Annotated in this window: 16 protein-coding genes and 1 tRNA gene; 5 read left to right on the top strand and 12 right to left on the bottom strand. The window is 59.6% G+C overall.

The window, feature by feature from the left end; genetic code table 11:
- Positions 1–22 precede the first annotated feature (22 nt).
- Positions 23–1,045 carry a S66 peptidase family protein gene (locus tag ACK509_RS11570; protein ID WP_410766691.1) on the top strand — a complete coding sequence of 341 codons (1,023 nt, stop codon included), beginning with the start codon at positions 23–25 and terminating at the stop codon, positions 1,043–1,045.
- Between the two features lie 111 nt (positions 1,046–1,156).
- On the opposite strand, the gene ACK509_RS11565 is transcribed toward ACK509_RS11570, so the two are convergent.
- The 3 genes from ACK509_RS11565 to ACK509_RS11555 all read right to left on the bottom strand — a co-directional run bounded on the left by ACK509_RS11565 (position 1,157) and on the right by ACK509_RS11555 (position 2,364).
- Positions 1,157–1,687 (bottom strand): DUF5815 family protein, encoded by a 531-nt coding sequence (locus tag ACK509_RS11565; RefSeq protein WP_410766690.1) that lies wholly within the window; start codon positions 1,685–1,687, stop codon positions 1,157–1,159.
- Between the two features lie 75 nt (positions 1,688–1,762).
- On the bottom strand, positions 1,763–2,014 hold the full coding sequence (locus ACK509_RS11560; protein ID WP_410766689.1) for a hypothetical protein: 252 nt from the start codon (positions 2,012–2,014) through the stop codon (positions 1,763–1,765).
- 119 nt (positions 2,015–2,133) lie between these two features.
- The gene (locus ACK509_RS11555; RefSeq protein ID WP_410766688.1) at positions 2,134–2,364 is read right to left on the bottom strand and encodes a hypothetical protein; all 231 of its coding nucleotides are present in this window, start codon (positions 2,362–2,364) and stop codon (positions 2,134–2,136) included.
- Positions 2,365–2,532: 168 nt separating this feature from the next.
- Here ACK509_RS11555 and eis point away from each other — a divergent pair, with 168 nt between their 5' ends.
- Positions 2,533–3,750: an enhanced intracellular survival protein Eis gene (gene eis / locus ACK509_RS11550; protein WP_410766687.1), complete on the top strand. Its 1,218-nt coding sequence runs from the start codon at positions 2,533–2,535 to the stop codon at positions 3,748–3,750.
- 96 nt (positions 3,751–3,846) lie between these two features.
- On the opposite strand, the gene yciH is transcribed toward eis, so the two are convergent.
- The 4 genes from yciH to ACK509_RS11530 form a co-directional block, all read right to left on the bottom strand.
- Positions 3,847–4,152, bottom strand: a complete 306-nt coding sequence (gene yciH, locus ACK509_RS11545; protein WP_410766686.1) for a stress response translation initiation inhibitor YciH — start codon at positions 4,150–4,152, stop codon at positions 3,847–3,849.
- A 162-nt stretch (positions 4,153–4,314) separates the two neighbouring features.
- Positions 4,315–4,443: a hypothetical protein gene (locus ACK509_RS11540; protein WP_410766685.1), complete on the bottom strand. Its 129-nt coding sequence runs from the start codon at positions 4,441–4,443 to the stop codon at positions 4,315–4,317.
- 178 nt (positions 4,444–4,621) lie between these two features.
- Positions 4,622–4,801 (bottom strand): DUF1059 domain-containing protein, encoded by a 180-nt coding sequence (locus ACK509_RS11535; RefSeq protein ID WP_410766684.1) that lies wholly within the window; start codon positions 4,799–4,801, stop codon positions 4,622–4,624.
- Positions 4,802–4,940: 139 nt separating this feature from the next.
- Positions 4,941–5,777 (bottom strand): hypothetical protein, encoded by an 837-nt coding sequence (locus ACK509_RS11530; RefSeq protein WP_410766683.1) that lies wholly within the window; start codon positions 5,775–5,777, stop codon positions 4,941–4,943.
- A gap of 114 nt (positions 5,778–5,891) precedes the next feature.
- Between ACK509_RS11530 and ACK509_RS11525 the strand changes: the two genes are divergently transcribed.
- Positions 5,892–6,410 carry a hypothetical protein gene (locus tag ACK509_RS11525; RefSeq protein ID WP_410766682.1) on the top strand — a complete coding sequence of 173 codons (519 nt, stop codon included), beginning with the start codon at positions 5,892–5,894 and terminating at the stop codon, positions 6,408–6,410.
- A 131-nt stretch (positions 6,411–6,541) separates the two neighbouring features.
- On the opposite strand, the gene ACK509_RS11520 is transcribed toward ACK509_RS11525, so the two are convergent.
- A tRNA-Ile gene (locus ACK509_RS11520) sits at positions 6,542–6,615 on the bottom strand.
- 170 nt (positions 6,616–6,785) lie between these two features.
- Positions 6,786–7,271: an FxsA family protein gene (locus tag ACK509_RS11515; protein ID WP_410766681.1), complete on the bottom strand. Its 486-nt coding sequence runs from the start codon at positions 7,269–7,271 to the stop codon at positions 6,786–6,788.
- Positions 7,272–7,429: 158 nt separating this feature from the next.
- Here ACK509_RS11515 and ACK509_RS11510 point away from each other — a divergent pair, with 158 nt between their 5' ends.
- Together ACK509_RS11510 and ACK509_RS11505 are read left to right on the top strand one after the other, a co-directional pair.
- Positions 7,430–9,076, top strand: coding sequence for a DUF255 domain-containing protein (locus ACK509_RS11510; RefSeq protein ID WP_410766680.1), 1,647 nt, complete (start codon positions 7,430–7,432; stop codon positions 9,074–9,076).
- 73 nt (positions 9,077–9,149) lie between these two features.
- Positions 9,150–9,953, top strand: coding sequence for a TrmB family transcriptional regulator (locus ACK509_RS11505; RefSeq protein WP_410766679.1), 804 nt, complete (start codon positions 9,150–9,152; stop codon positions 9,951–9,953).
- A 7-nt stretch (positions 9,954–9,960) separates the two neighbouring features.
- On the opposite strand, the gene mptA is transcribed toward ACK509_RS11505, so the two are convergent.
- The 3 genes from mptA to ACK509_RS11490 all read right to left on the bottom strand — a co-directional run bounded on the left by mptA (position 9,961) and on the right by ACK509_RS11490 (position 11,740).
- Positions 9,961–10,887: a GTP cyclohydrolase MptA gene (mptA, locus tag ACK509_RS11500; RefSeq protein WP_410766678.1), complete on the bottom strand. Its 927-nt coding sequence runs from the start codon at positions 10,885–10,887 to the stop codon at positions 9,961–9,963.
- Positions 10,888–10,976: 89 nt separating this feature from the next.
- Positions 10,977–11,372, bottom strand: a complete 396-nt coding sequence (locus ACK509_RS11495; RefSeq protein WP_410767259.1) for a hypothetical protein — start codon at positions 11,370–11,372, stop codon at positions 10,977–10,979.
- 128 nt (positions 11,373–11,500) lie between these two features.
- Positions 11,501–11,740, bottom strand: a complete 240-nt coding sequence (locus ACK509_RS11490) for a hypothetical protein (RefSeq protein WP_410766677.1) — start codon at positions 11,738–11,740, stop codon at positions 11,501–11,503.
- Between the last annotated feature and the right edge of the window lie 31 nt (positions 11,741–11,771).

Genomic DNA, 11,771 nt, shown 5'->3' with positions numbered 1-11,771 from the left:
CGGTTCTGTGTAGACACTGGCCATGCTTCCGGTCTTTACGACGCCGCCACCGTTGGGTTCTGGTGACAAAATCGCCATCGTCGCGCCGTCGCGTCCAATCGACGACTCGAAGCTTCAACGCGCGTGCGACAGACTTCGAGAGACGTTCTCGTTGGAGCCCGTCACCTTCGAGACGGCGACGAAAGACTGGGAATGGCTCCGCGACAATCCCGAGGCGCGCGCAGAAGACATCATGCGCGCGTTCGAAGACCCGGAGATTCGCGGCGTCATCGCCGTAACTGGTGGCGACGACCAACTGCGCGTGTTGAAACACCTCGACCAAAAGCGCCTCACGTCGTCGCCGACGCGATTCTACGGCTTCAGCGACAACGACAACCTTCGGCTCTACCTGTGGAAACACGGCATCGTCAGTTACGGTGCAGTCCTCCACCCGACGCTGACGGTAGACCCGGAAATCCACCCATACACCGAACGATATCTCCGGCGCGCGTTCTTCGACGAGTCGTTCGGCGTGGTCGAGCCAGCGCCCGAGTGGGCCGACGAGTGGTTCGATTTCGAGACAGAGGAGCCTCGTGAGTGGCACGAGAACACCGGACGAACGTGGTATGGCGACCAGACTGTCACCGGTCGTGTCTGGGGCGGGTGCTTTGCAATCGTCAAGTGGCACCTCCAGACGGGGCGATATCTACCGGACTCCGAAGACCTCGATGGGGCGGTCTTGGCGCTCGAAACCTCGGAAGACACACCTCTCCCGCGAGAGGTTCGCTACACGCTCAGGACGATGGGCGAACGTGGATTACTCGAACGATTTTCGGGACTCATCGTTGGACGGCCACAGACGAACTCACCGGAACTGGAGTGGGAACCGCCTGCTGACTACGACGAACAGTTGCGAGACGAAATTTGCGGGGTGTTGGACGAATACAATCCCGATGCAACCACCGTGTTCGACGTCGAGTTTGGGCACTGTTCACCGATTGCACCGTTCCCACTCGGGGCGAAAGTGACCGTAGACCCGACGGTCAGACGGATTCGATTCAACTAGGAGAGCGGCCGCAGAGAGAGTTGTTCGTGGTGGCCGTGTCCGTGGTGGCCGCGCCCGTGGTGGCCGCGCCCGTGTTGATTGCGTTCGGGGGAGCGGACCGCCCCGCCGAGTTCACATGTACGGTTCGGGGTCCAGGTCGCGTTGGGCGCGATAGGTTTCGACGAACTCGCTCACGTCGAATTCGAGCATCTGTCGCTCGAACTCCGTGACTGCGACCTCGTCGTCGGCGTGGCTCACGGCGTGTTCCATGAGTTCGACGACGAGTTCGACGATGATTTCGTGGAGTCTTCGAGAATCGAAATCGGTCACCCAGACGATTCCGGCGCCGACTTCGCCGTCGTCCGAAACGTCCTCGGAGACGACCGACTGGGGAAACTCTTCGAGGACGAGTCCCATCAGGTGTGCAGTTCCGAACTCGGGCATGTCCTCGCTGGTGGTCTCGATAGCCTCGCGGAGGACATCGAGGAGGAACTCCGGGAGGAATCGGTCTGCGGGGTGAACGTCCATGACGACGGCGTGCGAATCGCCGCACGGGCAGTCGAACTCCCGACGACCGAGGTCGAGCGTTCGGACGGGCTTTTGCTCGCCACAGGGCAGGTCCATGACGGCCCCACGACCGCCGGGGACGCGCGGTTCAGACATAGTGAGGGATTGCGGTTGTCATCGTTTAAACGTCGCGTTCTGGGGAATCACGAGTAGATGGTAGAAGAGAGCGGTTCAGCGACGGGCCGTGACGTAGAGGAGCGGCCCAGCGACGAGAAGCACGATACCGAGGAAGAGGTAGTGCGGCTTGGCAAGCGAAACCGGGGTCAAAATGAAGATGAGCCCGAAGACGATGGTGTTGATGCCGATGATGCGCTGGGACTTCAGCGGGAGCGCCCCGACCGTCGTTAGGATGAACACGAACAACAGCGCCTGCCCGATGTTGTAGTTCAGCAGGAAACTGTCGATGAGCTGAAGCGGAAGCATTCTTGTTCTCGGGTCGGTGCGAATCGACTATCAAAGTTCCGTTATTCTCGTTTGCCTCGCGTCCACGCCCAGTGTCGCCGGAAGTCGGCCACAACCGGCACTGTCAGGTGGGTGGCCGCTCAGAACTCCTGGTCTTCGGGACCGGTGATGTCGAGCGGGCGGAGCCAGCCATACCAGACGACGACGACCATCCCAGCGTAGCCGAGGACGAACACGAGCATGCCGAGGTCAGTGTATCCGGCCTCGCCGAGGAACCTGCGAAGCAGTCCCGGTACGACGATGCCCGCCGTCACGACTGCGATGAGGAGCAATCGGCTCCGTGTGAGCAGCGAATCCTGCGTCTCTGCCATACTCCCGACTCGGAGGTGAGCCGACGTGAATCACACGGTTCGGCTCGAATCGACGAAACGACCAGCGGACGACGACAGAACGACTGCCGGACGAGTGACTGCATCACGAGTAAAATTGCAGGACGGCACCCACCCAAAGCATATACCACCTCCCTGCGGACGGATTTTATGAACCTTCATTCTCTCCCCGAGAGCCACCGCGAAACATACCGAGACATGCTCGGCTACGCCTTCCGTCCCGAGAGCGGCCCCGACTGGGACCATCCAGACCATCCAGATCCGGATATCTATCACCCCTATGGATTCTACGACGTGCCGCCGGACGCCGAGAGCGACGACCTCTCGACAGACGACCTGCTGACGGTCTGTGCGTACTACGACTTCAGCGCCCGCGTGCGAGACGAGTGGCACCCACTACCGGGCATCTCGGCAGTTGCGTCGCCGCCCGAATCGCGCCGACAGGGACACGTCTCCGAGATGTTCGACCAGTTGCTCGAAGAGTTCCGTGATTCCGGTCGATACCTCTCGACACTCTGGCCGTTCGAATACGAGTTCTATCGTCGATTCGGGTGGGCGACGTCGAACAACTACACCCAGACGAAAGTCGCACCGAGCGACCTCACTGACATCGTTCCGAAACCCGATGGAGAGTTCGTCCACCTCGAAGCCGACGACTGGGAACGTGTGGACGCACTCTACCGGACGGCCTCGACAGAAGACCTCGCACTCGACCCGACCGAAGGCTGGTGGCGATATCGCGTCTTCCGTGGGTGGGAAAGCGACCCCTACGTCTACGGTTGGGAGAAAGACGGCGAACTCCGTGGGAACGTCATCTTCCGAATCAAGGGCGACTGGGACAGCAGGAGCATGCGCGTACTGGCGCTCGTCAGCGCCGACACCGAGGCGCGAGGCCACATGCTTCGATTCCTCCGCGACCACGACTCACAAGTCGACGAGATTAGCATCGGCACCGAACACGAATCGACCCGGCTCATCGACGACCTGACCGACCCCCGCGCGGCGACGGTCGAAATCAAACCCGGTCCGATGGTTCGCATCGTGGACGTGCAGGCGGCACTCGAATCCGTGTCGCTGGACGAAGAGACGACTGAATCGCTCGTCGTCGAGGTGACCGACGACCGGTGTGCGTGGAACGACCAGACGTTCCACATCGACGTCGAAGCCGGTTCGACGACCGTCACAGAGACCGACACAGACGCGGATGCGACAATCGAAATCGGCGCACTCTCGCAACTGCTCATCGGTGCCCGAACGGCCGAGTCGCTGTCGCGGACGGAGTACCTCACTGCACACACAAAGGGTACCATCGAAACACTCGATTCGACGTTCACTCAGCGCGACGTGTACCTCCGCGAAGGCTTCTAATCGAGCGATAGAACTCACTCGCGAACAGTCATTTTTGAGCCGCGAAGAAGAGAAGCAACTGAGCCGACGAGCGGTTACAGCTGTTTGTCCATCAGGTTAGGCGATTTGATACCCAAACTCGAGGAGGATGTCGCGGGCGCGCTCGACGTGGTTGCCCTGCAACTCGATTTCGTTATCGACGATAGTGCCACCGCAAGCGAGACGGCGCTTGAGTTCGGAGGCGAGTTGTTTCAACTCGCTGCGGTCCATCTCGAACCCCGAGATAACCGTCATCGGTTTCCCGTACCGTCGGGTGTCTTTCCGAATCGAGAGTGTCTGTCCGACCTTCTCCAAGTCGGCGTCGATGCCGAGTTCTTCGGGAAGGCCCGTGATGGATGCGAAGTCTTTCTTCTTCTTTTCCACGCCCAACAGAGGGGCTACACACCTAAGTGGTTATCTACGATGTTCACGTAAAACGCACACTCACGGGTGTAAAACGGTAGTCGCCGCGAAAGGGCATCCGCGACGAGGGGTTGATGATGACCACGCAAGTGGCCGTATGAAAACTGAAACTGAATCTCGTGGTTAGTCGCCCGGAGTGTTGCCGCGCTGGTAGCGACCGACCATCTTCCACATCGCCACGTCGAGCTCTTCGCCGTTTGCGGCGGACTCAATCTGGCGGTACAGTTGTTCGGAGACGTCGATGGTTGGCATCACCCATTGATATTACCTGTACGGGTTTAATACTACTGGAATACGGAACTGAGTAAATTTGTTCAGAAATTTTCTGTGATGTGGCGTGAATCGAGAGACAGCACCGAGGTTCGTGAAAGTACAAGCGTCCTTCACAACAGACAGTCACGAAGTAGAATGTGACCACACACGTGCAGGTTTAGTTCCACGAGCCGGGTGAGCGTTCGTACGTCTGCAACGCGAGTTCGCCCGCTTCCAGGGGGTCCACGGGCATGTCGTGTTCGTCGGCCATGTGTTCCATGACGAGGACGCCGACACCTTTGCGGGTCGATGCGGTGGTCCCGAATCCGCAGCCAGAGAGACAAGAGAGTTTGAACATGTGTCATTGAATAGCACACCACAGAGATATATGTTTCTGTGCATCAGGGCACTTTACTCACAAATTATGTATGAACTCTGAATTTGAGGCCAAGTTGTGTTTGTCCGTTTTGTCCGAACTCGTTTTGTGGGCTGTTTGTTTACTTCTTGGTTGTGCGTAGTTGGTGCGTCACGGTGGCGACGAGTGCGCCCCAGACCATGCCGAGTGCGTGGGCGTAGATGTTCGTCGCAGTGCCGTCTGAGACGATAGTACTCGGAAAGAGCATGTAGACGTAAATCGCGAGCAGGGAGACGATGAGTACGACGTTCACCGCGTCGATGGCGATGGATCTCCACGCTTCTCGCGAGCGCTCAAATCCGACATCACTCTGACGAGACATCTCACAGAATGAGAGGACAGCACCCAGTCCAGTGAGTCCGATAACAGTCGGCGAAATCGTCCCGGTGTAGATGACCAGCAACTCGTTGAGGAACACCAGCACGATGAGAAAGCCCGAGTACCAGACTACGGTGCGAGAGTAGGCCGTGCTGATGAGCGCGAGCAGGGAGACGAACGCGAACCCTCCAAAGCCGGAGACGACGCCCGAGAAACCCCGACTGATAGTTTGGAAGTCAGGGCCGAACTGGTAGGTGAACACCGCGAACGTTGAGAGTTGAGTGAGTACCGGAACGGCGAGCAAGAGTGCGACGAAGGTCGCGTGAAACCAGCGACGTTCGCCCATGCGGAGACAGAGCATCCACGTGAGGAGTGCGCCGACTGCGTAGCCCCCGAGGTTGTTGTAGAGGTGTGAGTCAGAGTTGTGGAAGTACGCCGCGGTGAGCAGTCGCCACGGTTCGGAGAGGTCGAACGTGAAGACGAACAGCGATTGAATGGACTGGGGAGTGAGAAAGTGGAGCGCAAGTAAGAGAGGGAAAGGAACGAGGAACAGGGCTACGTCGCGGGCGAGATGGTCAATGTCGCGGTCGAGAAGCCACACGAATTCGTGAATGGGTCAATGGAGAATAGCGCATTGAATGTTTCTGGTGTGAGAAATCAGCCACAACCCAGTCAGCAACAAATGTCAAATGGTAGTGTTCAATGAGTTCCATCAATGGTCTCCGCTCCAACTCCCCTCAAACCCTACCTCAAACCAACACCCGGAGTGTATTTCTCACTCACCGCAGGAATTCTCTTCATCAGCGGGTTGGCCCACAGCTACCAAGGGCACACGCGAGCGATTTATGAAAACACGTTCACACTCTCCGCCTTCGAATGGATTGGCTACAGTGTCCTTCCGTTTCTCATCGAACCAGTGTTGTTGTTTGGTGTACTCTTTTTCGTCCAATCTCGGCGCAAGCCAACCCTCTCCTTGACGCAGTTGCTTCCCGGCCTCTTCGTCGTCGTCGTCGTTGGGGGATTCAGTGGACTGTTCGTCGGCGCGAGAATCTGGGGTAACGGTGCCGCTAACACACAGTATTGGATGTACGCTACTGGCTACCTGTGGGTGATAGAAGCGTTCTCTGTTCGTGCGTGGGTGAGTTTTCTCGAACCGTTTTTCAGAGAATTCCTTACTGCCGTTGCGGCACTCGGGTTAGCACGGACGGTGCAGTTCGAGCGAAGGAACTGGTAGTGTCAGAGATTCCGTTTGGTATTGAACGAACGCCAGAGAACACTCTTACACTGTAATATACCGCAGAAGTTGGGTGGCCGGGGAGTTTAAGCCCCAAACTCGCATCGGCAACGAACTGTTGCCAATGTGAGTGGGCCAACGCGGATTTGAACCGCGGGCCTCCCGGTTATCAGCCGAGCGCTCAACCTGACTGAGCTATTGGCCCAGGTAAGCGCATTCACTCGTTGTGCGCTGTTGATTTTAAGACTTTCTTTTCGGAGGCGCGTTGAGATGTGTTATTGAATGTCGGCGTCGTCGTGCGATTCTCCGGCAAGCGATGCAACTCTCGGAGAGGGTCAATCGAGCGCGAAAATCAGCAATCAGACGAAAATCGGGTTATTCGGAGTCCTCGCCGCCGAATCGGTAGGAGTTGGGGTCGGCGTCGTAGACGCTGTCGTCCTGTGGGAACCCACCGACCCAGACGTTGCCGGAGACGAAGCCTTCGGCCTGTTTGTCGAGGTAGGGTTTGACGACGACGCGCTTGAGTACCTCACGGATAGGGTAGCGCGTCACCGGGATAGCGAGCAGGAAGCCGATGGTGTCGGTGACGAGACCGGGGGTGAGGAGAAACGCACCCGCGGCGATGAGCAGGCCGCCGTCCATGAGTTCGTTCGTCGGCAACTCGCCACCGGCGAACTTGGTTTGGAGCGACCGCAGGGTGTGTCGCCCCTCCGCGCGGACGAGCAGCATGCCGACGAGGCCGGTCAGGACGACCAGCGCCACCGTCGGCACGAGATTGAGGTACTGCGCAACCACGACGAGCAGCAGCGCATCAGAGAGGGGGATGAGGAGCAAGAGCGCGAGCAGTGTGCGCGTACGCATGAGCGACTGTACCAGTTCGCAACTCATAGCCCTTTTGTCCCAGACACGAGCGAACCACGCGAATCGAGCCACAAAATTCGGCATCTGGACGAGTGAAAACTGACAGCGGGCTGGACTGCCTCGAAGCGCTTACCCGCATCCACTGCGCAGGAGTGGGTATGAGCGACGAGACGCGCGTCGAGTGGCGTCGGTGGGGCGCTGCTGCGTTCGAGGAGGCACAAGCGGCCGACAAGCCGATTCTACTGTCGCTGACCGCGACGTGGTGTTCGGACTGTCACGAGATGGACGCCGAAACCTACGCAGAACCGCGGATTGCGGCGAATATCAACGATGGGTTCGTCCCGATTCGCGTCGACGTGGACCGACAGCCGAGAATCCGCGAGCGATACAACATGGGCGGATTCCCATCGACGGTGTTCCTGACGCCGGAGGGACTGCCGATGACGGGCGCGACGTTCATGCGTCCGACGGGGATGCGACAGGTCATCGAGCGCGTCCGTGAGGTCTGGGAGAAGAAAGGTCACGATGCCGGACGCATGCCGCGAGCGCTCGCGGGCGACAAACCACCGGCGGGCGAGGTCGCCCCGCGCATCGAAGAACACATCGCTGGGCAACTCTCGGTCGTCTTCGACGAACAACACGGCGGCTGGGGCGATGCCGCGAAGTTCCCCATGCCACGCACCATCGAATTTGCGCTGAAGCGTGACCAGCGTCGGGCGCTCCAGACGCTCGATGCAGTACGAGACAGCCTCTACGACCCGGTCGAGGGCGGCTTTTTCAGATATGCCAGCAAGGCCAACTGGGCTGGGCAGAACCGCGAGAAGACGCTCGAATCCAACGCCGCGCTCCTTCGTGCGTTCGCAAACGGCTACCGCTACACCGGCGACGAGGCCTACCTCGACCCAGCAGTCGGGACGGCCGACTTCCTCGAATCGTCGCTGTGGACGGGGACTGGCTTCGGTGGGAGCATGGGACCAGCAGACGGCACAGACTACTATCTCTTGGACGAGGAGGGCCGAGAGAGCGCACCAGGTCCGCGTTCGGACCTCACCGTCTACGCTGGTGGCAACGCCCTCGCCGTCGATTCACTGCTCGTCTTGGCAGGCCTCACCGACGACAAAGAAGCCCGGACGTTCGCCAAGCGCACGCTCGGACGAATCGCTGAAGACCTCGTCGATGACGGCGTCGTGACGCACTTTTCTTCCGGTGGCGGCGCGGGCGAGTCGCTCCTACTCCAAGACCAGGCACGCGTCGTCGCGGCGTTGTGTCGAGCGCGACAAGTTCTCGGCACCGACAGCATCGGCGGTAGTTTCCCCCTCGAACTCGCTCGCGCTGTTGCAGATACGGCAATCGATACTCTCCTCGACGACGAGTCGTTCCTCGATGGACCCGACTCGGGAGCGGGCTTGCTGTCGCACCCCCTCCGCCCTATCGACGCCAACGTCGAAATGGCGAACGCGCTCGTCGACCTCGCGGTACTCACCGGCGACGACTCTTATCGAGAGATTGCAACGGAAGTCGTCGGTGCCTTCGCTGGTGCGTGGGACCGAATCGGGGTTCAAGTCGCCGAGTACGGGGCGGTGTCGGCACGTCTCCTCCGCGACCCACTCGTGATTGAACTCGGCGAAGTGGGTTCGGACTTGCATCGCGCCGCCCTCCGGGTTGCGGACCACGAGGCGATTATCATCCCTGAGTCAGCAGTCGAAGACGGACAAGCACGTGTCAGCAATGGCGAACAAACCCGCGAGGCAACCACTCCAGAAGAGTTGATGCAGGCAGTTTCGGCGGTAACGCCCGACGCATAGCGCACATCAGTGCCAACCGGTAACTAGTGTAAACATCCGGTTTGTTTATAATGGCGTGACGAGACGTGTCGCTATGGCCAGTCTTCGAGACCTCGGATTATCTGAGTATGAAGCGCGAGCCTACCGCGCACTGCTCCGCGTTGGCGCGACAACGGCGAAGGAGTTGTCCCGCGCGAGCGACGTTCCGATGGGACGCATCTACGACGTGTTGAACAGCCTCGAACAGTACCATCTCATCCGGAGTCAGGCCGCGAGTCGGCCGAAAAAATACGTCGCAGTCGAACCCGACACCGCACTCGACCGACTGCTCGAAAGCAAGCGCGAAGAACTCGAAGAGAAAGCATCGCAGTACGAAGCGGTCGTGGACGAACTCACCGTCGAACTCGACGCCGCCGAACCGGTTCACGACCAGTTCTGGACCGCCGCGGTCGGCGCTGACGAGACGATTGACCTGCTCATCGAGCGCCTCGCCGCGGCCGACGAGAGCCTCGTGATGGTCGCGGGGACGCCCTCGCCGCAGTTCGACCTCGGCGCAGTCGGTGATATCGTCCTCGAAGAACTCGAATCCGCACTGGAGCGCGGCGTTGACGTGTCGTTGCTCATGTCTCCAGACCTCGTCGAGAGCCTGCCGGAGCGCGTCGGCCAGCAGTACGTCGAGACGCTCGCAGACCACCCTGGCTTCCACGTCCGAACCGCCGAAAACGTCACTGGCGTGTTCAACCTCATCGACGGCGTCGAAGTGTGTATCGAGGTTCCAAATCCGATGGACCCCGGACAAGTGTTTGCACTCATCGACCTGAAAGACCCAGAGTTTGCGGCGGACTTGCGAGAAACGTTCAGTCCGCGCTGGGAGTCCGCAGTTCCGCTGTCGCTCTAATTTTCGGTTAGTTTTCGACTTCGCTACGGAGTTGCCCGAGCGTCACTTCTCGTTCTGCATGGGCGTTGTGCTGGTGAATCGATTCGTCGTTCGACTGCTTCATGTGAACGACGGTGTCGTCCGTGAGGTGGTCGAGATTTTCGACCACGGATTCAGCCATCGAGCGAACGCAGTCTTCGACGAACTTCGCATCAGCGTGGGCGTGGTACGTCATGTGGTCCTCGTCCGGGCGCTTTGCGAGATTGTAGATGCGCGCGGACATGGAGTCGCGAGCCATCTCGACGAGGTCCATGAGGTCAACGTCGGGCGAGCCCTCGGTTTCGACCGTCAAGGTTGCGTGGCCGCGCTGGGAGTGACCCGGTTGCGGGACTTGGTCGAGGAACTCGTCGATGGTGTCTTCATCGACGCTGAGGTCCTGCAACACGTCACGGGCGCGGGATTCAGACATGCCCTGTGAACACGGACAGACCGTCATGCCGACGACTTCGGCACCGATTTCTTCACGGGTGCCTTCGTCGGTCGCCGTCGCGCTGGCGATGATTTGAATCGTACTCTGCGTGGAAAGTCCGCTTGCGGGGGTGTCCTCGCGGACGACGAGTTCGGCCGTCATTCGGACTTCGGCCGTCGAGGTGTACTCGTGTTTTGCGAGGAGGCGTTCGGCGGCGTCGCCACACATATCTTCGACGCGGTAGGCGGGTTCCTCGACTGCGGCTTCGAGAACCTCGTCGATGACCTGCATATTTCTGCTCATGTCAATGCCCTTGCGGCCGCCGGGAAGGTCCACGAAGACTTCGAAATCCGCCATCAGGACCAACGGGCGCTTGTCGCCACGGGCAATCTTGACGAGCTTCTCGACGCCAGTGACGCCGACCTGGCTCAATCCGACGGAAACGTCGGGCTGAGAGGCCTGCACGTCAGGCAACTGGTGACTCATCGCTGATTGGAAAGGGCTGTTGCTGATTAGTGCTTTCGATAGGAAACAGAATCACTGGAAGAAGCGGAGGTTCTCGGTGGGGTTTCGCGTTAGGGCCAGTCGTCGCGGCCGTCGTCTTCGAAGGGGTCTTCGACAGGCTCCTGTTCGCCCGCCAGCGACCACTCTGCCGCTTTTGCAGCCTCTTCGACCGGGAGGAACTCCCATCCCGTCTCCTCGGCGAGTTCGCGGTCCTCGTCGGTCGTGCCGACGAAGACGTGTCGGTCGGTGTCGAACTGCCGCATCACGTTTTCGAGGCTCTCTTTGACCCCGCGTGGCCCCGAGAAGAAGTCTTGTCGAATCCGCTCTTTGCGCGTGAAGTTCGTCACGACGTACGTCGGCTTTTCGCTCACGACGCCGACGTACTTCGTCCACGTTCGCGCGTTGCTAAACGCCGCATTCGGGTCGCCGAGGCGTTTGAGCGCCTCGAGTTCGAATGCGAGCGTCATCGTCCCTTGACCGCCACCAGTAGACATGGACAAAAATTGGTGGCGAGACGTGGAAAACCACTTCGGTCCACGTCGGCACCGAGCGAGCGCTCACGCTCGGAGTTAGGGCCGACGATGAGAGAATGGACTTACTGGACGCGGAAGTACTTTGTAAAGACGACAACGTCGCCACGGGCGAGGCGCGTCGTCTCGGTGTCGATATCGAGATGTCCCGAAGCCGCCGCCCGGGCGATGGCTTGCTGGGTGCGGTCACTTAGCTGGTCGAAATGATGGACGCGCGTATCGGGGGAAACGTCGGTAACCGGGACGATAGAGGGTGCTACTCCAAGATCCGAAACCGGGGCTGACGACTTTTCCTTTAGTGACATGTGTTATCACATAACATCAACCCACATAAAT

It is taken from the genome of Haloferax sp. DFSO60 (assembly GCF_046557615.1).
Lineage (GTDB): Archaea > Halobacteriota > Halobacteria > Halobacteriales > Haloferacaceae > Haloferax.
The sequence above is the reverse complement of the archived record's forward strand: the minus strand, read 5'-3'. Positions and strand labels throughout refer to the sequence as shown.

What these genes read in the sequence shown, in the direction of transcription:
- ACK509_RS11535 (WP_410766684.1), bottom strand. Translation starts at nt 4,801, where the DNA reads ATGTTCAAACTCTCTTGTCTCTCTGGCTGCGGATTCGGGACCACCGCA.
- ACK509_RS11570 (WP_410766691.1), top strand. Translation starts at nt 23, where the DNA reads ATGCTTCCGGTCTTTACGACGCCGCCACCGTTGGGTTCTGGTGACAAA.
- eis (WP_410766687.1), top strand. Translation starts at nt 2,533, where the DNA reads ATGAACCTTCATTCTCTCCCCGAGAGCCACCGCGAAACATACCGAGAC.
- ACK509_RS11525 (WP_410766682.1), top strand. Translation starts at nt 5,892, where the DNA reads ATGGTCTCCGCTCCAACTCCCCTCAAACCCTACCTCAAACCAACACCC.
- ACK509_RS11540 (WP_410766685.1), bottom strand. Translation starts at nt 4,443, where the DNA reads ATGCCAACCATCGACGTCTCCGAACAACTGTACCGCCAGATTGAGTCC.
- ACK509_RS11495 (WP_410767259.1), bottom strand. Translation starts at nt 11,372, where the DNA reads ATGACGCTCGCATTCGAACTCGAGGCGCTCAAACGCCTCGGCGACCCG.
- ACK509_RS11505 (WP_410766679.1), top strand. Translation starts at nt 9,150, where the DNA reads ATGGCCAGTCTTCGAGACCTCGGATTATCTGAGTATGAAGCGCGAGCC.
- mptA (WP_410766678.1), bottom strand. Translation starts at nt 10,887, where the DNA reads ATGAGTCACCAGTTGCCTGACGTGCAGGCCTCTCAGCCCGACGTTTCC.
- ACK509_RS11510 (WP_410766680.1), top strand. Translation starts at nt 7,430, where the DNA reads ATGAGCGACGAGACGCGCGTCGAGTGGCGTCGGTGGGGCGCTGCTGCG.
- ACK509_RS11515 (WP_410766681.1), bottom strand. Translation starts at nt 7,271, where the DNA reads ATGCGTACGCGCACACTGCTCGCGCTCTTGCTCCTCATCCCCCTCTCT.
- ACK509_RS11490 (WP_410766677.1), bottom strand. Translation starts at nt 11,740, where the DNA reads ATGTCACTAAAGGAAAAGTCGTCAGCCCCGGTTTCGGATCTTGGAGTA.
- ACK509_RS11560 (WP_410766689.1), bottom strand. Translation starts at nt 2,014, where the DNA reads ATGCTTCCGCTTCAGCTCATCGACAGTTTCCTGCTGAACTACAACATC.
- ACK509_RS11555 (WP_410766688.1), bottom strand. Translation starts at nt 2,364, where the DNA reads ATGGCAGAGACGCAGGATTCGCTGCTCACACGGAGCCGATTGCTCCTC.
- ACK509_RS11565 (WP_410766690.1), bottom strand. Translation starts at nt 1,687, where the DNA reads ATGTCTGAACCGCGCGTCCCCGGCGGTCGTGGGGCCGTCATGGACCTG.